This is a genomic window from Streptomyces sp. MJM8645 (assembly GCF_001625365.1).
Classification (GTDB): Bacteria; Actinomycetota; Actinomycetes; order Streptomycetales; family Streptomycetaceae; genus Kitasatospora.
In genome coordinates, this window is record NZ_LJJF01000001.1 from 3166266 (window position 1) to 3188777 (window position 22512).

Annotated in this window: 17 protein-coding genes and 1 tRNA gene; 9 read left to right on the forward strand and 9 right to left on the reverse strand. The window is 71.6% G+C overall.

The window, feature by feature from the left end; all coding sequences use genetic code 11:
- Positions 1–146 precede the first annotated feature (146 nt).
- On the reverse strand, positions 147–1358 hold the full coding sequence (gene ilvA / locus A6F73_RS13425; RefSeq protein WP_063348014.1) for a threonine ammonia-lyase: 1212 nt from the start codon (positions 1356–1358) through the stop codon (positions 147–149).
- 122 nt (positions 1359–1480) lie between these two features.
- Here ilvA and A6F73_RS13430 point away from each other — a divergent pair, with 122 nt between their 5' ends.
- Together A6F73_RS13430 and A6F73_RS42515 are read left to right on the forward strand one after the other, a co-directional pair.
- Positions 1481–1963: a MarR family transcriptional regulator gene (locus A6F73_RS13430; RefSeq protein ID WP_063348015.1), complete on the forward strand. Its 483-nt coding sequence runs from the start codon at positions 1481–1483 to the stop codon at positions 1961–1963.
- A gap of 174 nt (positions 1964–2137) precedes the next feature.
- Positions 2138–5017, forward strand: coding sequence for a SpaA isopeptide-forming pilin-related protein (locus A6F73_RS42515; protein ID WP_063348016.1), 2880 nt, complete (start codon positions 2138–2140; stop codon positions 5015–5017).
- 172 nt (positions 5018–5189) lie between these two features.
- Here A6F73_RS42515 and A6F73_RS13440 read toward each other — a convergent pair whose 3' ends face one another.
- Positions 5190–6344: a cystathionine gamma-synthase gene (locus A6F73_RS13440; RefSeq protein ID WP_063348017.1), complete on the reverse strand. Its 1155-nt coding sequence runs from the start codon at positions 6342–6344 to the stop codon at positions 5190–5192.
- A 171-nt stretch (positions 6345–6515) separates the two neighbouring features.
- On the opposite strand from A6F73_RS13440, the gene msrA reads away from it, so the two are divergent.
- Together msrA and A6F73_RS13450 are read left to right on the forward strand one after the other, a co-directional pair.
- Entirely contained in the window at positions 6516–7181 is a 666-nt protein-coding gene (gene msrA / locus A6F73_RS13445; RefSeq protein ID WP_063348018.1) for a peptide-methionine (S)-S-oxide reductase MsrA, read from the forward strand.
- Between the two features lie 139 nt (positions 7182–7320).
- A complete protein-coding gene (locus A6F73_RS13450; protein WP_063348019.1) occupies positions 7321–7683 on the forward strand; it encodes a cupin domain-containing protein in 363 nt (120 codons plus the stop codon).
- A gap of 26 nt (positions 7684–7709) precedes the next feature.
- Here the strand turns inward: A6F73_RS13450 and A6F73_RS13455 are convergent, their stop codons facing one another.
- The 3 genes from A6F73_RS13455 to A6F73_RS13465 form a co-directional block, all read right to left on the reverse strand.
- The gene (locus tag A6F73_RS13455; RefSeq protein WP_063348020.1) at positions 7710–9005 is read right to left on the reverse strand and encodes an Ig-like domain-containing protein; all 1296 of its coding nucleotides are present in this window, start codon (positions 9003–9005) and stop codon (positions 7710–7712) included.
- A 192-nt stretch (positions 9006–9197) separates the two neighbouring features.
- Positions 9198–9533 carry a hypothetical protein gene (locus A6F73_RS13460; RefSeq protein ID WP_063348021.1) on the reverse strand — a complete coding sequence of 112 codons (336 nt, stop codon included), beginning with the start codon at positions 9531–9533 and terminating at the stop codon, positions 9198–9200.
- A 512-nt stretch (positions 9534–10045) separates the two neighbouring features.
- Positions 10046–11446: a cystathionine beta-synthase gene (locus tag A6F73_RS13465; protein ID WP_063348022.1), complete on the reverse strand. Its 1401-nt coding sequence runs from the start codon at positions 11444–11446 to the stop codon at positions 10046–10048.
- Positions 11447–11702: 256 nt separating this feature from the next.
- On the opposite strand from A6F73_RS13465, the gene A6F73_RS13470 reads away from it, so the two are divergent.
- From A6F73_RS13470 to A6F73_RS13480, 3 genes are all read left to right on the forward strand, one after another.
- Positions 11703–12785: an SGNH/GDSL hydrolase family protein gene (locus A6F73_RS13470; RefSeq protein WP_063348023.1), complete on the forward strand. Its 1083-nt coding sequence runs from the start codon at positions 11703–11705 to the stop codon at positions 12783–12785.
- 62 nt (positions 12786–12847) lie between these two features.
- Complete coding sequence (locus tag A6F73_RS13475) at positions 12848–14068, forward strand: acetyl-CoA C-acetyltransferase (protein ID WP_063348024.1); 1221 nt, start codon at positions 12848–12850, stop codon at positions 14066–14068.
- A gap of 290 nt (positions 14069–14358) precedes the next feature.
- Positions 14359–15333 carry a hypothetical protein gene (locus A6F73_RS13480; RefSeq protein WP_079135655.1) on the forward strand — a complete coding sequence of 325 codons (975 nt, stop codon included), beginning with the start codon at positions 14359–14361 and terminating at the stop codon, positions 15331–15333.
- Between the two features lie 108 nt (positions 15334–15441).
- Here A6F73_RS13480 and A6F73_RS13485 read toward each other — a convergent pair whose 3' ends face one another.
- From A6F73_RS13485 to A6F73_RS13495, 3 genes are all read right to left on the reverse strand, one after another.
- Positions 15442–15810, reverse strand: a complete 369-nt coding sequence (locus A6F73_RS13485; RefSeq protein ID WP_063348026.1) for a hypothetical protein — start codon at positions 15808–15810, stop codon at positions 15442–15444.
- An 81-nt stretch (positions 15811–15891) separates the two neighbouring features.
- Positions 15892–16764 carry a Bax inhibitor-1/YccA family protein gene (locus A6F73_RS13490; RefSeq protein ID WP_063348027.1) on the reverse strand — a complete coding sequence of 291 codons (873 nt, stop codon included), beginning with the start codon at positions 16762–16764 and terminating at the stop codon, positions 15892–15894.
- Positions 16765–16903: 139 nt separating this feature from the next.
- A tRNA-Leu gene (locus A6F73_RS13495) sits at positions 16904–16985 on the reverse strand.
- A gap of 393 nt (positions 16986–17378) precedes the next feature.
- Here A6F73_RS13495 and A6F73_RS13500 point away from each other — a divergent pair.
- Positions 17379–18152, forward strand: a complete 774-nt coding sequence (locus A6F73_RS13500; protein WP_063348028.1) for an ABC transporter ATP-binding protein — start codon at positions 17379–17381, stop codon at positions 18150–18152.
- Between the two features lie 64 nt (positions 18153–18216).
- On the forward strand, positions 18217–20775 hold the full coding sequence (locus tag A6F73_RS13505) for an ABC transporter permease (RefSeq protein WP_063348029.1): 2559 nt from the start codon (positions 18217–18219) through the stop codon (positions 20773–20775).
- A gap of 200 nt (positions 20776–20975) precedes the next feature.
- Here A6F73_RS13505 and A6F73_RS13510 read toward each other — a convergent pair whose 3' ends face one another.
- Entirely contained in the window at positions 20976–22343 is a 1368-nt protein-coding gene (locus A6F73_RS13510) for an NAD(P)/FAD-dependent oxidoreductase (RefSeq protein ID WP_063348030.1), read from the reverse strand.
- Between the last annotated feature and the right edge of the window lie 169 nt (positions 22344–22512).

The window sequence follows — 22512 nt, forward strand, 5'->3', positions numbered from 1 at the left end:
TATATCGCGTCAAGGCACAGGGCTCCGCCATCGTGACAGGGACCACTGACATCCACCGAGATCCGCCGAGATCCACCGAGGCCCGCCCCGCACCGTCCGGCGCCCGAGACACCCGGCCCCCCAAGCGCCTGCGGCACCTTCCGAACTCAGCTGGAAACGACGTACCCCGCGTCCCGCAGCTCGCCGACCACGGCCGCGCAGTGCTCCGGCCCCTTGGTCTCCAGGTGCAGGTCCACCTCGACCTCGGTCAGCCCCAGCCGCGGGTCGATCCGCACGTGCGCGACGTCCAGCACGTTGGCGTCCAGCCTGGTCAGCACCCCCAGCAGGTCGGCCAGCGAGCCCGGCTTGTCCGCCAGCCGCACCCGCAGCGACAGGTACCGGCCAGCCGCCGCCAGCCCGTGCCGCAGCACCCGCTGCATCAGCTGCGGGTCGATGTTGCCGCCGGACAGCACGGCCACCACCGGTCCCTCGAAGGAGTCCGGCTGCTCCAGCAGCGCCGCGATCGGGGCCGCCCCGGCCGGTTCGACCACCAGTTTCAACCGCTCCAGGCCGAGCAGCAGGGCCCGCGACAGCGCGTCCTCGGAGACCGTCCGGACGCCGTCCGCCAGCGAGTTGATCACCTCGAACGGGATGTCCCCGGGCCGGCCGACCATGATCCCGTCGGCCATCGTGGCGTAGTGCTCCAGTGACACCGGCCGCCCGGCCGCCAGCGAGGGCGGGTACGCGGCCGCGCCCGCCGCCTGCACCCCCACCACCCGGACGTCCGGCCGCAGCGGCTTGACCGCCGCCGCGATCCCGGCCAGCAGGCCGCCGCCGCCCACCCCGACCAGGATGGTCCGCACCTCGGGGCACTGCTCCAGGATCTCCAGTCCGACGGTGGCCTGGCCGGTGACCACGTCCCAGTGGTCGAAGGGGTGGATGAACACCGCGCCGGTCGCCTCCGAGTACCGCTGCGCGGCCTGCAACGCCTCGTCCACCGTGGCGCCGTGCAACCGCACCTGCGCGCCGTACTCCCGGGTCGCCGCGACCTTGGGCAGCGGCGCCGCGACCGGCATGAACACGGTCGAGTGCACCCCCAGCAGCGCGGCCGCCAGCGCCACCCCCTGCGCGTGGTTGCCCGCGCTCGCCGCCACCACCCCGCCGGCCCGCTGCACCGGCGAGAGCCCGGCGATCCGCACGTACGCGCCGCGCAGCTTGAACGAACCGGTGCGCTGGAGGTTCTCGCACTTCAGGTGGACCGGCGCGCCGATCAGCCCGGACAGGTACCGGCTGCCCTCCATCGGCGTCACCCGGGCGATTCCGGCGAGCATCTTCTGGGCGCCGCGGACGTCGTCGAGGGTGACCGGCCAGTTGTGCATAACGCCAGCCTACGGTGGTCGACACCGGCAATCCGGGACGTCGGGGCTGTTCCCGGGCCCGCTCCGCCCGCGTACGCTGCTGCTTCTGAGCCTCCCTCACCGCACGACGATCGTGAGCCGCGATGACGACGACCTCGCCCCAGGCCACCGACCGCACCGACCCCGTGCACGCCCGACTCCAGTACCAGCTGGCGGTGTTCGCCCGCCGGATGGACCAGGTCCGGACCACCGGCGGCGGTCTCGGCGCGCTGGACCGGGCCGCCTACCTGCTGCTCGACCGCCTGGAGCGGCACGGGCCCGCCAACGTCAAGGCGCTGGCCGAGTCGCTCGGCGTCGACTCCTCCACGGTGACCCGGCAGGTCGCCCCGCTGGTCGCGGGCGGGCTGGTCGGCCGGGTCCAGGACCCGGCCGACCGCCGCGCCGTACGCCTCGCGCTGACCCCGGTCGGCTCCGGCCGACTGGCCGAAGTCCGCGACGGGCGGGCCGAGTTGACCCGCCGCCTGACGGCCGACTGGCCGCCCGAGGAGCAGCAGGCGTTCTGCGCCCTGCTGGCCCGCTTCAACCACGCGATGGAGTCGTACACGGCGGACCAGCAGGGCCAGTGACCGCCGACGGCCGGAGGCCGTCCCTCGCGCCCGGACCGATCGGCCGTCGACGCACAGCCGAACGGGTGCATTAACACGATTTTCAGATGACAACACCAGTGAGTCGCGATGCTCGGCCCTCCAGCCCGGAACACTCCGAGGGCCCCATTGGGTCCACATGGTGAGAGGACTGAGGTGAAGCCCAGTCAGAACCCGGTGACCACCGTCACCTGGAGACGCCGACTCGGCAGGACGGTGGGTTCCGTCCTGGCCCTGACGCTCGTGCCCTTCGGCATGTCACTCGTCGCACCACCGGCCGCGTACGCGGCCGGTCTCCCGGGCGGCCTCGGGCCGTGCCTGGGCGCGGACTGTCCCGCGACGTTCCCCCCGGTCAACAACGGTCCCTTCGCAGGCCGCGACGCCGGAATCAACATCTTCGTCGGCGGCGACTTCAACGTCGGCGGTTCCGCCGCGGAGGCCGAGGGGCACGTGGTGACCCTCGGCAACTTCGACCTGAACAAAGCCCCGGGAGCCAGCTCCGTCTACAACATCGGCATCGTCGGCGTCGGCTCACGGGTCCCCCCGCCGGACGGCGCCGACTTCCTCACCGCCGGAGGCAACGTCACGGTGGCCCCGGGGCAGAGGCTCCTGGCGGAGGGCGGCGTCGTCCGCTACGCGGGCACGGCCACGGGCACCATCGTCGGTACGAAGGTCCAGGAAGCGCAGGCCGTGGCCGCCTACACGCCACTGCGCGGTCAGCTGCAGACGGCGAGCGAGTGCTACGCCGGGGTCGGCACACCCCGCCCCGCCACCGGAACCGCGGTCAACCAGGGGTTCCAGACCCTGTTCACCGGTGACGGCACCTCCGCACTCCAGGTCTTCAACGTCGACTTCGACATCGCCGGGAACGGAGGCTCCACCCAGGGCATCGCGTTCGCCGGCATCCCCACGAACGCGACGGTGCTCGTCAACCTCGTGGGCGGCGCCCGCACCATCAACACCTACAGCGGGAGCCTCCAGGACACCGACCCCTGGAACCGGCTGCGCGAGCGCCTCCTGTGGAACTTCCCCGCCGCGACGTCCGTCACGCTCAAGGGATCGGGGCAGTTCCAGGGCAGTGTGCTGGTCGGCAACCCGGCCAGCACCGCCACCATGAGCCTGCCCGGTCTGAACGGACGGTTCTTCACCACCGGTTCGCTGCTGCAGAACTCCGGCTCGGGGATGACCGGGACCGAGTTCCACGCCTACCCCTTCAACGGCGATCTTCCGGCGTGCGGAAGTCCCGCTCCCACCGCCTCGACCAGCGTGACGAAGGTCGACTCCGTCACGGGGCAGCCCCTGGCGGGGGCCACCTTCCAGCTGTGGCGTGAGACCAACGGCGTCCCCGGCCTCCAGACCTCGGGGGCCACCCCGGACACCGAGGTGGGCGCCCCCTGCACCACCGGGGCGAACGGCGTCTGCTCCACCACCGGTCTCCCGCTCGGCACCTACTACTGGCAGGAGACCGCCGCACCCCCCGGCTACGACCTGCCGCAGCCCGCGGTGACGACCGTGGTCCTCGACACGAACGGGCAGAACGTCCCGGTCACCGTCCAGGACACCAAGTCCCCGATCGTCGAGACCGGGTCCACAAGCGTGACCAAGGTCGACTCCGCCACCGGGCAACCGCTGGTCGGCGCGACCTTCCAGCTGTGGCACGAGACCAACGGCGTCCCCGGTCTCCAGACCACCAGCGCCAACCCCGACACCCCCGTCGGCTCCCCCTGCACCACCGGGGCGAACGGCGTCTGCTCCACGGCCGGCCTCCCGCTCGGCACCTACTACTGGCAGGAAACCGCCGCACCCCCCGGTTACGACCTGCCGGAGCTCAACGTCACCACCGTCGTCCTCAACACCAACGGACAGAACGTCCCGATCACCGTCCAGGACACCAAAGCCACCGCTCCGACCGCGTCCACCAGCGTGACCAAGGTCGACTCCGCCACCGGGCAGCCCCTGGCCGGCGCGACCTTCCAGCTGTGGCACGAGACCAACGGCGTCCCCGGCCTCCAAACCACCGGAACCAACCCCGACACCCCCGTCGGATCCCCCTGCACCACCGGAGCGAACGGCACCTGCTCCGCAACCGGCCTCCCCCTCGGCACCTACTACTGGCAAGAAGTATCGGCGCCCAACGGCTACGACCTGCCGGAACTCAACGTCACCACCGTCGTCCTCAACACCAACGGACAGAACGTCCCGATCACCGTCCAGGACACCAAGACCATCGCCCCGACCGGCTCCACTACGGTCACCAAGGTCGACTCCGCCACCGGGCAGCCACTGGCCGGCGCCACCTTCCAGCTGTGGCACGAGACCAACGGCGTCCCCGGCCTCCAGACCACCGGCCCCAACCCCGACACTCCCGTCGGCTCCCCCTGCACCACCGGAGCGAACGGCGTCTGCTCCGCAACCGGCCTCCCCCTGGGCACCTACTACTGGCAGGAGACTGCCGCACCCCCCGGCTACAACCTGCCGCAGCCCGCGGTGACGACCGTGGTCCTCGACACCGACGGACAGAGCATCCCCGTCACCGTCCAGGACACCAAGACCACCACCCCGACCGGCTCCACCACGGTCACCAAGGTCGACTCCGCCACCGGACAACCACTGGCCGGCGCCACCTTCCAGCTCTGGCACGAGACCAACGGCGTCCCCGGCCTCCAAACCACCGGAACCAACCCCGACACCCCCGTCGGCTCCCCCTGCACCACCGGGGCGAACGGCACCTGCTCCGCGGACAACCTTCCGTTCGGCACCTACTACTGGCAGGAGACCACCGCTCCCCCCGGCTACGAACTGCCCCAGACCGCGGTGACCACGGTCGAACTGACTGCGGACTGCCCGTGTGTGACGATCACGGTCGAGGACAAGAAGTGCCCGCCGAAGCCGTGTCCGCGCCCGCCACACTCATGGGCCTCGGCGGACTCATGGACCACGTGGGGCGAATGGAACCTCTGGGACCTGGTGCGCGGCAAGCCCGACCCGAACGAGGATTGCACGCCCGCGTCCCCCACCTCCTGGAAGCGCTCCTGAAGGACCGCTCCGGCGCGAGCGCGTGAGGGCATGACGCAATGGACCGGCCGGAGGAGCCCACAGGGGCTCCTCCGGCCGAGTGCGCCGGCAGCGCGTCAGGTGACCATCGCGGTCCCCGGACTGCTCACCGAGGCCGGAGATCTTCGACAGGCTCCGGACTTCTGGGCGCGTCCTAGCCCAGCGCCTGCTTGAGGTCGGCGAGCAGGTCGTCGATCGACTCGATGCCGACCGAGACGCGCACCAGGTCGGCGGGCACCTCCAGCGCCGAACCGGCCACCGAGGCGTGGGTCATCCGGCCCGGGTGCTCGATCAGCGACTCCACGCCGCCGAGCGACTCGCCGAGCGTGAACAGCTGCGCGCGGTTGCAGACCTCGACCGCCGCCTCCTCGCCGCCCTGGACCCGGAACGAGACCATGCCGCCGAAGGCCTTCATCTGCTTGGCGGCGATCTCGTGGCCGGGGTGCTCGGGCAGGCCCGGGTACAGCACCTGGCTGACCTTCGGGTGGCTCGCCAGCAGCTCGGCGACCTTCTCCGCGTTGGCGCTGTGCCGGTCCATCCGGACGCCCAGCGTCTTGATGCCGCGCAGCACCAGCCAGGCGTCGAACGGCCCGGAGACGGCGCCCATCGCGTTCTGGTGGTACGCCACCTCCTCGCCCAGGCTCGCGTCGGCCAGCACCAGCGCACCGCCGACCACGTCCGAGTGGCCGCCCATGTACTTGGTGGTCGAGTGCACGACCGCGTCCGCGCCGAGCGCGATCGGCTGCTGCAGGTACGGGCTGGCGAAGGTGTTGTCGACCACCAGCAGCGCGCCGGCGCCGTGCGCGACCTCGGCGAGCGCGGCCAGGTCGGTGATGCCCAGCAGCGGGTTGGACGGGGTCTCCACCCAGACCGCGCGGGTGTTGGGGCGCAGCGCGGCGCGGACGGTCGCCAGGTCCTGGGTGTTGGCGACGGAGAACTCGACGCCCCAGCGGGTCAGCACCTTGGCGAACAGCCGGAAGGTGCCGCCGTAGGCGTCGTTGGGGATCACGATGTGGTCGCCCGGCTTGAGGATGGTGCGCAGCAGGGTGTCCTCGGCGGCCAGGCCGGAGGCGAAGGCGAGGCCACGGGCGCCGCCTTCCAGTGCCGCGAGGCACTCCTCCAGCGCGGTGCGGGTCGGGTTGGCGCTGCGGCTGTACTCGTAGCCGCCCCGCAGGCCGCCCACCCCGTCCTGCTTGTAGGTGGACACCTGGTAGATCGGCGTGACGACGGCCCCGGTCTGGGGGTCTGCTTCCTGACCCGCGTGGATGGCGAGGGTCTCGAAGCCCTGGGGAAGCTGGTGCTCGGTCATGGGTCGAGCCTAGTGGCCGTACGGGCCGGTGCCCTCCGGAACGTCCCAGCCCGCCGTGAACCGGGCCGGCCGTGGACCGGGGCGGCGGCGGAATCCGGGCGGCGCCGGAATCCGGGGGCGGCCCGCCGCGTTGAATCCTGCGCAACCCTCCCTACCCAGCTGGAGCAGGCCGTGCTGTTCAACCGCCACAAGACCTCGCTCGTTCCCGCCGACCAGGCGCTGCCCGGCCGGGAGTCGCCGGGCTTCGCGCTGCGCGAGCCGCACACCGTGCTCGGCCACCCGCTCACCGGGCCGTACCCGGACGGCCTGGAGGTGGCCGACTTCGGGCTGGGCTGCTTCTGGGGCGCCGAGCGGACGTTCTGGCGCCTGCCCGGCGTCTGGACGACGCTGGTCGGTTACCAGGGCGGCTACACCCCCCACCCGACGTACGAGGAGGTGTGCAGCGGGCTGACCGGGCACACCGAGGCGGTCCGGGTGGTGTTCGACCCCTCGCTGGTCTCCTACGAGCGGCTGCTGAAGACCTTCTGGGAGGCGCACGACCCGACCCAGGGCAACCGCCAGGGCAACGACGTCGGCACCCAGTACCGCTCCGCCGTCTACACCCACTCCCCCGTCCAGGCCGCCGCCGCGGCCGCCGGCCGGGACGCCTTCCAGCCGGCCCTGACCGCGCTCGGCTACGGCCCGATCACCACCGAGATCGCCCCGGCGGGCCCGTTCTACCCGGCCGAGCCGTACCACCAGCAGTACCTGTCCGACGCCAAGAACCCGAACGGCTACTGCGGCCTCGGCGGCACCGGCGCCTCCTGCCCGATCGGCGTGGCCCGCACGCAGGGCTGACCGTCCGTGACCGTTCCGGCGGGCCGGCCACCCGAGGTGACCGCCCGCCGGTCGGGGCGCAGACTGGAAGGGCCAGCAGACGGGCCTGCCTCCTCCTCTCGCTGGACGGCCGGGCCGTCCGTGGGGAGAGGAGTGCGCCATGTCCGGTCTCGTCCGCATGAGCTTCGACGCCCCCGAGGAGGTCCGCCCCTTCGAGGAGGGCACGGGGGAACTGCGTCTGGTCAACCTGGACGCCGGCCCGGTGGGCCGGGCCGTGTTCCACCCGGGTTGGCAGTGGTCCAAGCACGTGAAGCCGATCGCCAAGACCGACAGCTGCCTGGCCGCCCACACGGGGTACGTGGTCTCGGGCCGGATGAGGATCGTCATGGACGACGGTCAGGAGACCGAGTTCGGCCCGGGCGACCTGATGATCTGCCCGCCCGGGCACGATGCCTGGATCGTCGGCGACGAGCCGTGCGTGATCGTCGACTGGCAGGGTTTCGCCGACTACGCCAAGCGCTGACCCGCGCTGACCGGCGGCTCCCGGCGTCAGACGGCGCTGCCGGCCTTCCAGGCGGCCCAGCCGAGGTTCCAGCCGTTCAGGCCGTTGTCCGGCGCGACGGTCTTGTCACCGGAGTTCACGACCTCGACCACGTCGCCGACCATGGAGCTCTTGTAGAACTTGTAGCCGTCCGTGCTGCCGTCCTGCGCGCCCTTGGCGTCCTGGAGGCCGATGCAGCCGTGGCTGGTGTTCTGGCCGCCGAAGATCGACGACGAGGACCAGTAGTTGCCGTGGATGAAGGTGCCCGAGGTGGTGAGCCGCTGGGCGTGCGGCACGTCCGCGATGTCGTACTCGCTGCCGAGGTTGACGGTCTGCGAGTTCATCCGGGTCTGCTGGAACTGCTCGGAGATCACCATCTTGCCGCCCCAGGTGCGGTGCTCGGGCGACCCGCCGGAGATCTTGTAGACGGCGCTGACCTGGCCGTCGGTGGTGACGGTGAGCTTCTTGGCGGCGAGGTCGGCGACGCTGGTCTGGGCGCGGCCGATGGTGAAGCGGACGTCCTTGGACTGGGTGCCGTAGACGCCCTTGGCGCCCTCGACGTCCTTGAGCCGGAGCTTGAGGGTGACCTTGGTGCCCTTGGCCCAGTACTCCTGCGGCCGGAAGTCGAGGCGGGTGCTGGAGAACCAGTACCCGACGATCTCGACACCCGGCTCGGCTATCACGGTGATCGCCTGCTGGACGGCCTTGCGGTCGGTGATCGGCTTGCTGAAGGTGATCGAGACGGGCATGCCGACGCCGACGACCGAGCCGTCCTCGGGCGTGAAGTAGCCGACGAAGGTGTTGGCCGGGGTGGCCGTGGTGAAGGTGGCGTTGGCGTCCGCCTCCAGCTTGTCCTTGTCGAGGGCGGTGGCGGCCACGGTGTACTTGGTGCCGCTGGCGGGGGCGGCGGCCGAGGTCCAGCTGGCGCCGTCGGAGGCGAGCTGGCCGGCCAGTTCCTTGCCCGTGGAGTCGGTGACCTTGACGGTGCCCAGGGTGCCGTTGCTGACGGTGACCTTGACCGGCTCGCTGAAGCTGGCGGAGGCGGCACCGTCCGCAGGGGTGACGGTGATGACGGCGGTCGAGGTCTTCGGCGCGCTGCTGGTCCCGCCGGAGCCGCTGCCCGCGCCCGGGGTTCCAGCGGAACCGCCCGAACCGCCCGAACCGCCCGAGCCGTTGGCGTCGGCGCTCTTGGTGTCGTTGCAGGCCGCGAGCAGCAGGACCGGCGCCCCGATCAGACCCGCGAGCACTCCGCGCCGGCTCCAGTTGCCTCCGCCTGCCCGCCCCTGACCGTCCCGTGCCGTCACGTCGCGTCTCCCTGCTGATCATCCCGGGCATTTACGGATACAGAAACGCAATCCGCCCGTGCACGGTTCCACCTCCGAAGGGTAAGCGATCGTATGAGATGACCCAACTTCCCGGTGAACAGGGAAAAAACGCCCGGCCTGCGGGGCAGACCGGGCGTTCACGAGCGGTGACGAGCTCGCGGGGCGAGGCCGCTACTCGGCGGACTCGTCCACCACGTACTCGTCCCAACCCTCGTTCTCGGGGTCGAACTCGGTCTGCGCCGACTCCCAGGTCGCCGAGGCCAGTTCGACACCCGGCACGTCGCCGAGCAGCGCCACCGGGTCGATGAAGTGGGCGAGCGAACCCGACGGGTCCACCTCGATGGCGTCGACGGACTGGGCGCGCTCGTCGTCGTCGAGGTACTCGTCCTCGGTCACCTGCTTCAGGGCGGCCGCCTTGAGCGCGCCCTCGTCGGTGATCTCCGCGATGAGCTCGATCTTGAGCCGGACGTAGCGCGGCTCGTCCTGGGTGGTTTCAGTGCTGGTCATGCGTGTGAGCGTACGGGAAGGGCCGGTCCCTCGGAGAAGGACCGGCCCTGCCGTTCTCCGCCTCGGTTCCCCCACCCGGGAACCGCGGAGACGCGCCGTGCGGCGCGCAGTACCGCGGGAGCCGCCGCACCCTGTCGACCGGCCGCAGCCGGACAGGGGCGGGACGACGGCACCTCCCGCGGAGGCCCCTCTCCCCCGTTGCCGGGTTGGAGGGCGGACACGGCGGGCCGGGTCAGGACCGCCCGACGTGTCCGGAGCCGACCGCGTCCGCCGGGGAGCCGCTCCCGGACGGTTGCCGTCGTCTCGCTCGGCGTCTTGCCGTTGACCACCACGATGCCGGACGGTTGTTAACCGCGTGCTGCGGGCAGGTGACGCCGGTGTACCACTTCGCCCGTGGGCGAACCGCGGGCAAAACGTGGGCGAAACCTCGTCCGCCCCGCCGACCGGAGCCGGTGGCGGGGTCGGGGTCGGTCAGGGCCCGCCGGGGCCGGTCAGGGCCGGCGCCGGACGGGTCAGTGCGCGGCGCGGCCGGCGAGGAAGCCCAGCAGGTCCTGGCGGGTGACGATGCCCTGCGGCTTGCCGTCCACCAGCACCACCGCGGCGTCGGCCTTCTCCAGCACGGTCATCAGGTTGGTGACCGTCTCGCCCGCACCGACGACCGGCAGCGGCTTGGACATCACCCGGTCCAGCGTGTCGGTCAGCTCGATCTCCTTCGCGAAGACGCCCTCCAGCAGCAGCTTCTCCGCCACCGAGCCGATCACCTCGCCGGCCATGATGTCGGGGTGCCCGGCCCCCGGGGAGACCACCGGCATCTGCGAGACGCCGTACTCGCGCAGCACCCGGACCGCCTCGGCGACCGTCTCGTTCGGGTGCATGTGGACGAACTGCGGGATGCCCTCGTGCTCGATGGCGTCCTTGCGGGCCAGCACCTCGCCGATGTGCGCCTCGTCGGTGGCCGAGGGCAGGAAGCCGTAGTCGGCCATCCAGTCGTCGTTGAAGATCTTGGACAGGTAGCCGCGGCCGCCGTCCGGCAGCAGCACCACCACGACGTCGTCCGGGCCCAGGCCCTTGGCCACCTCCAGCGCGGCCACCACGGCCATGCCGCAGGAGCCGCCGACCAGCAGGCCCTCCTCCTTGGCCAGGCGGCGGGTCATCTGGAAGGAGTCCTTGTCGGAGACGGCGACGATGCCGTCGGCGACGTCACGGTCGTAGGCGGTCGGCCAGAAGTCCTCGCCCACGCCCTCGACCAGGTACGGCCGGCCGGTGCCGCCCGAGTAGACCGAGCCCTCCGGGTCGGCGCCGATCACCTTGACCTTGCCGCCCGAGACCTCCTTCAGGTAGTTGCCGGTGCCGGAGATGGTGCCGCCGGTGCCGACGCCCGCCACGAAGTGGGTGATCCGGCCCTCGGTCTGCTCCCACAGCTCCGGACCGGTGGAGTGGTAGTGCGAGGCCGGGTTGTCCGGGTTGGAGTACTGGTCCGGCTTCCAGGCGTTCGGGGTCTCCCGGACGAGCCGGTCGGAGACGTTGTAGTACGAGTCCGGGTGCTCGGGGGCCACGGCGGTGGGACAGACGACCACCTCGGCGCCGTACGCGCGCAGGGTGTTGATCTTGTCGGTGGACACCTTGTCCGGACAGACGAAGATGCACTTGTAGCCCTTCTGCTGGGCCACGATCGCCAGGCCGACACCGGTGTTGCCGGAGGTCGGCTCGACGATGGTGCCGCCCGGCTTCAGGGCGCCCGAGGCCTCGGCGGCCTCGATCATGCGCATCGCGATGCGGTCCTTCACCGAGCCGCCGGGGTTGAAGTACTCGACCTTCGCCAGCACTGTCGCGCTGATGCCCTCGGTGACCTTGTTCAGCTTGACCAGCGGCGTGTTGCCGACGAGGTCGATGATCGAGTTGTGGTACCGCACGGGGGTCCTCCCGGTTGTGGGCATGCGAGTGCTTTCGGTACTGCAAAGCCTAGGCCGTGCCGCCCGCCCCAGCCCGCCCTTCCGCCCCACCCGCCCCTCGCCCCGCCCCGGCCCCGCGCGGCGGCCCCGCCACCCGCCCCCTCCCCCCAATGGCCCAGCCCCGCAGGTAGCCCCGGCCCCCGCGCGGGTAGGAGGGGGGTGCAGGCATCGCCATGGCCCCGGAGGGGGCGGCACCAGGACGCGAAGGGGGCATCGGATGCCAGGGGCACAGGACTCGCGGGCCCGGGTGGCCCGCCGGATCGCCACCGCGGCGGCGTACGGCGGCGGCGGGCTCGGCCTGCTGGGCGTGGGACTGGTGGGCGTGCTGCTCACCGAGAGCAAGCTGGCGATCCAGGCCATCGGCGTGCTGGAGGGCGATCCGCCCAAGGCCGACGGCGTCTACGGCGAGGCCTTCGCCGACAGCTCCGCCGCCACGCAGCCGCCGCTGGTGCTGGCCGTCCTCGGCGACTCCACCGGCGCCGGCCTCGGTGTGCTGCGGGCCCGGGAGACCCCGGGCGCGCTGCTGGCCGCGGGCCTGGCCTCGGTGGCCGAGCGCCCGGTCCGGCTGGTCAACGTGGCCCGCTCCGGCGGCCGTTCCGCCCACCTCTCGGGCCAGCTGGAGCAGGCGCTGCCGCACCACCCGGACGTCGCCGTGCTCATGATCGGCGCCAACGACGTGACCCGGCACAGCCCGGCCCAGCTGGCCGTCCGCCAGCTCGGCGAGGCCGTCGCGGCGCTGCGGGCGAACGGCTGCGAGGTGGTGGTCGGCACCTGCCCGGACCTCGGGACGATCAAGCCGGTGCACCCGCCGCTGCGCTGGGTGGCCCGCCGGCTGAGCCGCCAGCTGGCGGCCGCGCAGACCATCGCGGTCGTGGAGGCCGGCGGCCGGACGGTCTCGCTGGGCTCGCTGCTGGGCCCGGAGTTCGCGGCGCGCCCGGAGATGTTCGCCGCCGACCGCTACCACCCGTCCGCCCAGGGCTACGCGACGGCCGCGATGGCCGTGCTGCCCTCGGTGTGCGCCGCGCTCGGCCTCTGGCCGGAGGAGGAGCGCCCGGCCGCACCCGTGCCGGGCGGGACGGTGCTGCCGGTGGCGATGGCCGCCGCCGCCGCGGCCGGGCGTTCGGGCACCGAGGTCGCGGCCGTCGAGACGGAGGGCGCCGGCCGCCGCTGGGCGTTGCTGCGCCACCGGCTGCGGGTCGGGCTGCCCGGCTCGTGGACACCCGAGGAGACCCGGGAAGGGGCCGTTCCAGAGGCCGGCGACACGTCGGCCAGCTCACACGCCGGGACGGGTGACGCCTGATCTACCAGGCGGTAACTTTCCTCCCGGACGCCAGTCCGCCGTCACCCAGCGAGGAGCCCGCCATGCCCGAAGCCGTCATCGTCAGCGCCACCCGTTCGCCGATCGGCCGGGCCTTCAAGGGCTCGCTCAAGGACGTCCGCCCCGACGACCTGACCGCCCACGTCATCCAGGCCGCGCTGGCCAAGGTCCCGCAGCTCGACCCGCGCGAGATCGACGACCTGATGCTCGGCTGCGGTCTGCCCGGCGGCGAGCAGGGCCACAACCTGGCCCGCATCGTGGCCGTCCAGATGGGCATGGACTACCTGCCCGGCGCCACCATCACCCGCTACTGCTCGTCCTCGCTGCAGACCACGCGGATGGCACTGCACGCGATCAGGGCCGGCGAGGGCGACGTCTTCCTCTCGGCCGGCGTGGAGACCGTCTCGCGCAGCGTGAACGGGACCTCGGACGGCATGCCGGGCACCACGAACCCGGTCTTCGACGAGGCCCAGGCCCGCACCGCCAAGCGCGCCGAGGAGGGCGGCGGGGAGTGGCACGACCCGCGCGAGGACGGCCTGCTGCCGGACGCCTACATCGCGATGGGCCAGACCGCCGAGAACCTGGCCGCGCTCAAGGGGATCACCCGCGCCGAGCAGGACGAGTTCGGCGTCCGCTCGCAGAACCTCGCCGAGGCCGCCATCAAGGCCGGCTTCTGGGAGCGCGAGATCACCCCTGTGACGCTCCCGGACGGCACCGTGGTGAGCAAGGACGACGGCCCGCGCGCCGGCGTCACGCTGGAGGGCGTCTCCGGCCTGAAGCCGGTGTTCCGACCGGACGGCACCGTGACCGCCGGTAACTGCTGCCCGCTGAACGACGGCGCCGCCGCGCTGGTCATCATGTCCGACACCAAGGCCCGGGAGCTGGGCATCACCCCGCTCGCCCGGGTGGTCTCCACCGGCGTCAGCGCGCTCTCCCCCGAGATCATGGGCTACGGCCCGGTCGAGGCCTCCCGGCAGGCGCTGCGGCGGGCCGGCCTGACCATCGACGACATCGACCTGGTCGAGATCAACGAGGCCTTCGCCGCCCAGGTGATCCCGTCCTACCGGGATCTCGGCATCGACCTGGACAAGCTGAACGTCAACGGCGGCGCGATCGCCGTCGGCCACCCGTTCGGCATGACCGGCGCCCGGATCACCACCACCCTGATCAACTCGCTGCAGTGGCACGACAAGCAGTTCGGCCTGGAGACCATGTGCGTCGGCGGCGGCCAGGGCATGGCGATGGTGATCGAGCGCCTCAGCTGACCCGCCGGGCCACCCCGAAAGGGTCTGGACCACCCATTTGGAGTGACCGTGAGTAATTGAGGGCCGGATCACATCGCGAGGTCGATCCGGCCCTCTTTTCGCTCGTTTTCGGCCCGGAAATCGACACTGCGGAGCGGATCAACTCCACTGCGTAGAACGGTGTTACCTAACAATTTGGGGACAAGAGCGAAAGTCCCCCACAAATTAGACATTCGCCACTGCGGCAACAGCCCCGGATGCGGCAGTGTGGACACGTAACCCCGTTCCGCTCCTCGCTAGGAGTACGTTCCGTGAGCGCCGTCTACACCATCCTGCTGCTGATCCTGATCACCGTGTCGACCGCCGTACTGCTCCACCTCCGGGGACTCTCCCGCCGGCTGGACGCGCAGGCCGCGGCCCAGGCCGCACCCGCCCCGGTGGACCAGGCCGCGATACGCCAGGCCGTCACCGAGGCACTCGCCGCCGACCGCGAGCGGGAGATCACCGAGGCCCGGGCGTTCTGGGCCGAGCAGGAGGCCCGCGCGGCCGAGGACGCGCCACTGTTCGACTCCCCGTACACCGGCGCGTTCGCCAGCACCGACGAGTGGCCGCTGTTCTTCCCCCGCCCCACCGGCCCGCAGGACGCCGTCGACAACGCCGGCACCATGGACCCGGAGTTCGGCGAGGCGCTGCGCTCCGCGCTGGAGGACCTGATCAACGAGGGCCCCGCCGAGCCCGGTCCCGAGGGCGGCTCGTCGCCGTTCCCCGGCCAGGGCTCCGGCACCTCCTCCGCCGGCTCCACCGCCGCCTCCACCGGCTCCGCCGAGCCCACCGGGGACGCCCGCGCCCGCCGCGAGGCCGACCTGCTGGCCACCGGCCTGGAGGCCGGGCTGCTGGACGCCGACCAGGCCGTCGAGGACGCCCCGGTCGCCGCACCCGACCCGCGCCGCCACCCCTCCCACCCCGACTTCGTGCCCAGCCAGGCGCCGTCCCGCGAGTGGACCGACACCCGGCTGGCCACCCTCGCCGACGAGGCCGTCGCCCTGATCGACGTCCGCCCGGGCCCGCTGGGCACCCTGGACGTGTACGCCTTCGCCGACGGCACCACGCTCTGCGTGGCCCCGGGCGACCGGGAGGCCGCCTACCGGCTGATCGACGCGGTCCGTGCCGGTGAGCACGTCCGACTGCTCGGCGGCTCGCGCTTCTCCGGCTCGTACTCGCTGACCTTCTCCACCGACGAGGAGGCCGTCTACGTCCTCGCCGACCGGGTGGTCGCCAGCATCTGACGCCGCCCCAGCAGCGCGGCAGCACGGCACACACAGCGCAGCACACCGAAGGCCGGCCGGGTCAAGGGGTTACCGACCCGGCCGGCCTTCGGCGTGTCCGGACAGGGCCTAGCCGCAGAGCGCCGCCGTCGCGCGCACCACGGCCACCGCTTCGGCCAGCACCTCCGCGGCCGCCACCGGCCCGTCCGCCAGGGCGACCGCGGCGCCCTCCGGCAGGGCCGTCAGCGCGGCCGCCAGGTCGTGCCCGGCGACGGCCAGTTGGTCGCCCACCGCGAACGCCCCGGCCTCCGGGAACTCCCGCTCCGGCCCGCCCTCCGCCGCCAGCGCGAGGGCCGCCAGCCGCCGGGCCAACGCCAGTGCGGCCGCCGCCCGGGACTCGTGCCCGGGCACGGCGCCCAGCAGTTTGCTCTGCGGCAGCGAGCGGAAACGATCCGCCAGGGAGTCGACGGCTTCGACCAGGAGCTGTACGTCATGCATGACAGGGAGCCTAAACGCCGCCGGGCCCCCGGAGCGTTTCGCTCCGGGGGCCCGGCGGCAGTGGGTACGGCGGGACCGCGATTAGTCGTCGCCGCGCAGGATCGCGATCAGGCGCAGCATCTCGACGTAGATCCAGACCAGCGACAGGGTGAGCCCGAAGGCGGCCCGCCAGGCCTCCTTCTGCGGCGCGCCCTGGGCGATGCCCTCCTCGATCGCCGCGAAGTCCAGCGACAGGAAGAAGGCGCCGAGGGCGATGCCGATCAGGCCGACCACGATGCCCAGCGGTCCGGAGCGCAGACCGAGGTCGGCGCCGAACGCCATCGCGATCATGTTGACCAGCATCAGCAGCACGAAGCCCATGGCGATCGCGATGCCGATCCGGGTGTAGCGCGCGGTGACCCGGATCCGGCCGCTCTTGTAGGCGAACAGCATCGCCGCGAAGACCGCCGCCGTACCCAGCACCGCCTGGATCGCGATGCCCTCGAAGACGGTGTTGAGCACGTGCGTGACCGCGCCGAGCGCGAAACCCTCAAGAGCCGCGTAGGTCAGGATCAGCGGCGGGCTGACGCTGCGCTTGAAGGAGACCACCAGGCCGACGACCATGGCCACCAGGCTGGCGCCGATCGCGAAGCCGAAGTTCTCGAACGGCAGCACGAACCAGGCCACCGCGCCGGCGGCGACCAGGGTCAGCAGCGTCATCGCGGTGCGCGCGACCACGTCGTCGAGCGTCATCCGCCCGGTGGCGGCGGGGCCGGCCGACGGCCCGTTGTACATCTCGTACAGCTGCTCGTCGGTCAGCGGGCCCTGCGCCTGCGGCTGCTGGGCGTAAGGGGTCCCCGCGTAGGGGTTGTTGCCGTACTGGCCCCCGGCCTGCGTGGTGGTACCGAACCCCGCGTAGCCGGGCTCGCGGGTGAAGGACCCCTCCCGCGAGAAGACCGGGTTGCTGCTTCTCATTGCACATTCCCTCCGTGGCGGCACTGCACCGCCCAGCCACCAGGGTAATGGCTTGGCAAAAATATCGGGATACGCCGCGAGGAGGATCACTGAACGACTCCCGGCGGGGACGCCGTCGGCGCCCCCCCGAGTCGAGCGGTGCCCGGAGCCGGACTCGAACCGGCACGGCCTCGCGGCCAAGCAGTTTTAAGCTGCCCGTGTCTGCGTTCCACCATCCGGGCGTCCTGTGGACGGGCCGCTCCATCGGCCGGAGAAGAAACGCTCCACCCCCGGTGCGGGCCACCCCAGAGCCTAGTCGCCCGCCTCACTCTTTCGCATGTTCCCAGCCAGGGAAGTTGTCATGTTTCCTTGCGATCTGACGAACAGTCCGCAATTCGGCCACGAAGTGCACGAGTTCCGGCCACCGACCCGCGCTCAGGGTCGGCGTCATACCCCAGGAGGAGGGCGTCACCTGGCCGTACGCCCAGCGGCGGTCAGGCCAACCGTCCGGCGGAGCGATGAGAACTCATGATCACGCGGCGGAGCATGGAGGTACGGCCGGGCGCCCCTGGCGGCCCGGCCGTCCAGGCGCCCAGCGCGTCTCCCGCAGCCCGCGACCACCAAGGAGCACCCCCGTGACCACGTCGACCGCAACCGCCGTCCGGACCGGCCTGGCGGCCGCCCGCGCCACCGGCCTCAACAAGGTCTACGGGGACGGGGAGACCCGCGTCGTGGCCCTCGACAACGTCAGCGTCGACTTCCCGCAGGGCCAGTACACCGCCATCATGGGCCCCTCCGGCTCCGGCAAGTCCACCCTCATGCACTGCATGGCCGGCCTCGACACCATCAGCTCCGGCTCCACCACCATCGGCGACACCGAGCTCGTCGGCCTCAAGGACAAGCAGCTCACCCAGATCCGCCGCGACCACATCGGCTTCATCTTCCAGGCCTTCAACCTGCTCCCCACCCTGACCGCCCTGGAGAACATCACCCTCCCGATGGACATCGCCGGCCGCAAGGTCGACAAGGCCTGGCTCGACCGCGTCGTCGACACCGTCGGCCTCTCCGGCCGCCTCAGCCACCGCCCCTCCCAGCTCTCCGGCGGCCAGCAGCAACGCGTCGCCTGCGCCCGCGCCCTCGCCGGCAAGCCCGACATCATCTTCGCCGACGAACCCACCGGAAACCTCGACTCCCGCTCCGGCGCCGAAATCCTCTCCTTCCTGCGCAACTCCGTCCGCGAACTCGGCCAGACCGTCGTCATGGTCACCCACGACCCCGTCGCCGCCTCCTACGCCGACCGCGTCGTCTTCCTCGCCGACGGCCGCATCGTCGACGAACTCCACCACCCCACCGCCGACACCGTCCTGGACCGCATGCGCCGCTTCGACGCCAAGGGCCGCACCAGCTAGAGCATCCCGCCAGCCAGGGCCAGCCAGCCCAGCCGCCGCCCCTACGCGAAACCCAGGACACCCCATGTACCGCACCGCACTGCGCAACGTGCTGGCCCACAAGGGCCGACTCCTCATGACGGCGCTGGCCGTCATGCTCGGCACCGCCTTCGTCGCCGGCACCATGGTCTTCTCCGACACCTTCGGCAAGGCCATGCGGGACAACAACTCCAAGAGCTACTCGGACGTCTCGGTCCAGGTCGTGGACTACTCGGCCGGCTCCCGCGCCAGCGCCAAGCAGAAGAGCGAGAGCGGCAACGCCTCGCTCACCGACGCCACCGTCCAGCAGTTGGCCGCCCTGCCGGGCACCGCCAACGCCCGCGGCGTGGTCAGCGGCTTCACCGGGGTCGCCGACCGGAGCGGCAACCTGATCGGCCAGTTCTGGGCCGCCAAGGGCGCCAACTTCGCCCCGGCCGCGGACGGCAAGGACCCGCGCTACCCGATGGCCGAGGGTCAGGGCCCGAAGAACGGCAAGGAGATCGCCCTCGACCGCAAGACCGCCGACAAGGCCGGCTACAAGATCGGCGACACCGTCCGGATCGCCATCAACGGCCCGGTGGTCGAGGCGAAGCTCACCGGCGTCTTCACCACCGACGACCCGGTGGTGAACAGCGGCGGCACCCTCACCCTGTTCGACCGCGCCACCGCCCAGCAGCTGCTGCTGGAGCCCGGCCACTTCAGCAGCATCGTGCTCACCGCCAAGCCCGGCACCAGCGAGGACGCGCTGCTCGCCCAGGTCCAGCCCAAGGTGCCGTCCGGCCAGCACTTCGACGTCGAGACGGGCGCCAAGCTCAAGGCCGACGAGCAGGCGATGATCACCAAGACCACCGACAGCATGCGCACCATGCTGCTGGTCTTCGCCGGGATATCGCTCTTCGTCGGCATCTTCATCATCGCCAACACCTTCACCATGCTGGTCGCCCAGCGCACCAAGGAACTCGCGCTGCTGCGGGCGATCGGCGCCAGCCGCAAGCAGGTCACCCGCTCGGTGCTGGCCGAGGCCCTGGCGATCGGCACCGTCGCGGCGCTGGCCGGGCTGCTCGCCGGCATCGGGATCGGCGCCGGCATGCAGGCCCTGATGAGCCAGCTGAACGAGAACATGCCGCACGGCACGCTGGTCATCAAGCCGCTCACCATCGCGGTGACCCTGGCCGTCGGCGTCCTGGTGACGGTGCTGTCCGCCCTGCTGCCGGCCGTGCGCGCCTCCCGGATCGCCCCGGTGGCGGCGATGAGCAGCGGCGACCAGCCGACCAGCCAGAAGAGCCTGCTGGTCCGCAACGCGATCGGCTCGGCGCTCACCGCCGGCGGCCTCGCGCTGATCGGCTTCGGCGCCTCCACCGGCAACGACAGCGGCCGCCTGCCGGTCGGCCTCGGCGCCCTGCTCGCCCTGATCGGCGTGTTCGTCCTGCTGCCGCTGCTCTCCCGCCCGGTGGTCGCACTGATCGGCCCGCTGCTGCGCGGGCTCGGCGGCACCCCGGGCAAGCTCGCCCAGCAGAACGCGGTCCGCAACCCGCGCCGCACCGCGTCCACCGCCGCCGCGCTCACCATCGGCCTGACCCTGGTCAGCGGCCTCACCGTGATCGGTGCCTCGGTCGGCGGCGCGATCGACAAGGCCGTCACCAGCTCGATGAAGTCCGACTACATGGTCTCGGGCGCCAACCACATGAGCCTGTCCGAGCAGGTGCCCGGTGAGATCGCCAAGGCCCCCGGGGTGGCCGCCTCCTCCGCGGTGACGACCGCCAGGTGGGAGCTCGACGGCACCGGCGTGGCGATCACCGGCATGGACGCCGGCTCCTTCGACCAGCTCGCCGAGGTCAAGCTGACCAGCGGCGCCACCGCCGCCCTCGGCCAGGGCAAGGTCCTGGTGGACCAGGAGCTCGCCACGAAGCTCCACGTCACCGCCGGCTCGACGATGGCGGTCTCCTACCCGGACCAGTCCACCGGTCAGCTCACCGTCGGCGGCGTGTACGAGAAGGGCGGCATGCTCGGCTCGGCCCTGCTGGCCAACAGCGAGGTCGCCAAGCACGAGGCGAAGCCCTACATCACCGACGTCCTGGTCAAGGGCAAGGACGGCGCCACCGCCGCGCTCAAGCAGTCCCTCAAGGACGCCACCGGCGCCAACCCGGTGATCGACGTCAAGTCCAAGCAGGACGTCCGCGACGACTTCAGCCAGACCATCACCTTCGCGCTGAACCTGATGTACGGCCTGCTGGCGATGTCCGTGCTGGTCGCGATCCTGGGCGTGATCAACACGCTGGCGATGTCGGTCTTCGAGCGCAAGCGCGAGATCGGGATGCTGCGGGCGATCGGCCTTGACCGCCGGGGCATCAAGCGGATGGTCCGCCTGGAGTCCGTGGTGATCTCGCTGTTCGGCGCCGGCATCGGCCTGCTGCTCGGCTGCTTCATCGCCTGGGCGATCAACGGCACCCTGAAGTCCAGCCTGAGCGGCCTGACCACCGTCCTGCCGTTCGGCCAGCTGGCGCTGTTCCTGGCCCTGGCCGGGGTGGTCGGCCTGGTCGCCGCGATCTGGCCCGCCCGCCGGGCGTCCAAGCTGGACATCCTGGAGAGCATCAAGACCGACTGACCGCCCCTCACGGGCCCGCCCAGCGGGCGGACGACGAGAAAGGGCCCCTGCCGGAGGGTTTCGGCAGGGGCCCTTCTACTTCTGTACTCCGCCCGGTCGCACGGCCGGCTGAGCACCACGGAGGTCGTGGTCCGGCGACACTGCCGGGCGGAGGGCCTCCGACTCATACCCCGGTGCTCCCACACCGGGGTCGCAGTCGCTTACTTGCTGGCGAGTTCCTTCTCGGCGGCCGGCTTGGCGGCCTCCACGGGCTTCGTGGGCGCCGTGACCTCCTGGATCGGCAGGCGCGGCTGCTCCATCTGGGAGAGGCCGACCATCTCGCGCTTCAGGAACATGGCCAGCGTCCAGTCGGTGAAGACCCGGACCTTGCGGTTCATGGTCGGGACCATGGCGCCGTGGTACGCGCGGTGGAACCACCAGGCCAGGCGGCCCTTCAGCTTGACCTTGCCGAAGAGGATCGCGACGCCCTTGTGCAGGCCCAGGCCGGCGACCGCACCGAGGTTCTTGTGCTCGTAGTTCTTCTGCGGGAAGCCCCGCATGCCCGAGATGACGTTGTCACCGAGGACGGCGGCCTGGCGCACGGCGTGCTGCGCGTTCGGCGGGCACCAGGCGCCCTCGCCGGAGGCGAGGTCCGGGACCTGGGCGTTGTCGCCGGCGGACCAGACGTAGTCGAAGCCCTGGACCTGGAGGGTCGGCGCGGTGTCGACGTGGCCGCGCGGGCCCAGCGGCAGGCCGAAGTTGGCCAGCACCGGGTTCGGCTTCACGCCGGCCGTCCACACGATGGTGGAGGCGTCCATCTCCAGGCCGTTCTTCAGCACCACGTGCTGGTCGACGCAGGAGTCCATCGAGGTCTCGATGTAGACCTCGATCTTCCGCTCCTCGAGCTTCTCCTTGGTCCACAGACCGAGGTCCGGGCCCATCTCCGGGAGGATGCGGTTGGCCGCCTCCACCAGGACGAAGCGCATGTCGTCACGGCTGACGGTCTTGTAGATCTTGGCGGCGTCGCGCGCCATGTCCTCGACCTCGGCGATCGTCTCGACACCGGCGAAACCGCCGCCGATGACGACGAAGGTCAGGGCCTTGCGGCGGACCTCCTCGTCGGCGGTGGACTCGGCCTTGTCGAGCTGGGCCATGACGTGGTTGCGGAGGCTGATGGCCTCCTCCACCGTCTTCATGCCGATGCCGTGCTCCGCCAGACCCGGGATCGGGAAGGTGCGGGAGACCGAGCCGGTCGCGACGACCAGGTACTCGAAGGGCAGCTCGTAGCTGTCGCCGGCCGCGGGCTGGATGGTGGCGACCTTGCGGGCGTGGTCCACACCGGTGACCGCACCGGTGAGCACCTCCGCCTTCTTGAGGGCGCTGCGCAGCGGCGCGACGAGGTTGCGGGGCGCGACGTTGCCGCCGGCCGCCTCGGGGAGGAAGGGCAGGTACGTCATGTACGACCGCGGGTCCACGACCGTGACGGTCGCTTCGCCGTAACGCATCTTCTTGAGGATGCGCATCGCGGCATACAGGCCGACGTAACCACCGCCGACAATGAGGATGCGAGGACGCTCCGTGGTGCTCATATCCGAAAGTATCCAGCACCGTCCGGAGCAGCCTTCGTGAGCCCGGTCACAAGCTTCTGGACACCCCGTGCTACACTGCGCGGCCGCAAATCCGGGCCCAGCACGTCGGCTCACGGCCTTGGGCGCCCCCTCGTGGGCACACGCCGGAATACCACCCTGCTGAGCAGCA

Coding starts and splice junctions, on each gene's coding strand:
- ilvA (WP_063348014.1), bottom strand. CDS start 1,358: ATGCACAACTGGCCGGTCACCCTCGACGACGTCCGCGGCGCCCAGAAG.
- A6F73_RS13430 (WP_063348015.1), top strand. CDS start 1,481: ATGACGACGACCTCGCCCCAGGCCACCGACCGCACCGACCCCGTGCAC.
- A6F73_RS13440 (WP_063348017.1), bottom strand. CDS start 6,344: ATGACCGAGCACCAGCTTCCCCAGGGCTTCGAGACCCTCGCCATCCAC.
- A6F73_RS13450 (WP_063348019.1), top strand. CDS start 7,321: ATGTCCGGTCTCGTCCGCATGAGCTTCGACGCCCCCGAGGAGGTCCGC.
- A6F73_RS13460 (WP_063348021.1), bottom strand. CDS start 9,533: ATGACCAGCACTGAAACCACCCAGGACGAGCCGCGCTACGTCCGGCTC.
- A6F73_RS13470 (WP_063348023.1), top strand. CDS start 11,703: ATGCCAGGGGCACAGGACTCGCGGGCCCGGGTGGCCCGCCGGATCGCC.
- A6F73_RS13475 (WP_063348024.1), top strand. CDS start 12,848: ATGCCCGAAGCCGTCATCGTCAGCGCCACCCGTTCGCCGATCGGCCGG.
- A6F73_RS13485 (WP_063348026.1), bottom strand. CDS start 15,810: ATGCATGACGTACAGCTCCTGGTCGAAGCCGTCGACTCCCTGGCGGAT.
- A6F73_RS13490 (WP_063348027.1), bottom strand. CDS start 16,764: ATGAGAAGCAGCAACCCGGTCTTCTCGCGGGAGGGGTCCTTCACCCGC.
- A6F73_RS13505 (WP_063348029.1), top strand. CDS start 18,217: ATGTACCGCACCGCACTGCGCAACGTGCTGGCCCACAAGGGCCGACTC.
- A6F73_RS13510 (WP_063348030.1), bottom strand. CDS start 22,343: ATGAGCACCACGGAGCGTCCTCGCATCCTCATTGTCGGCGGTGGTTAC.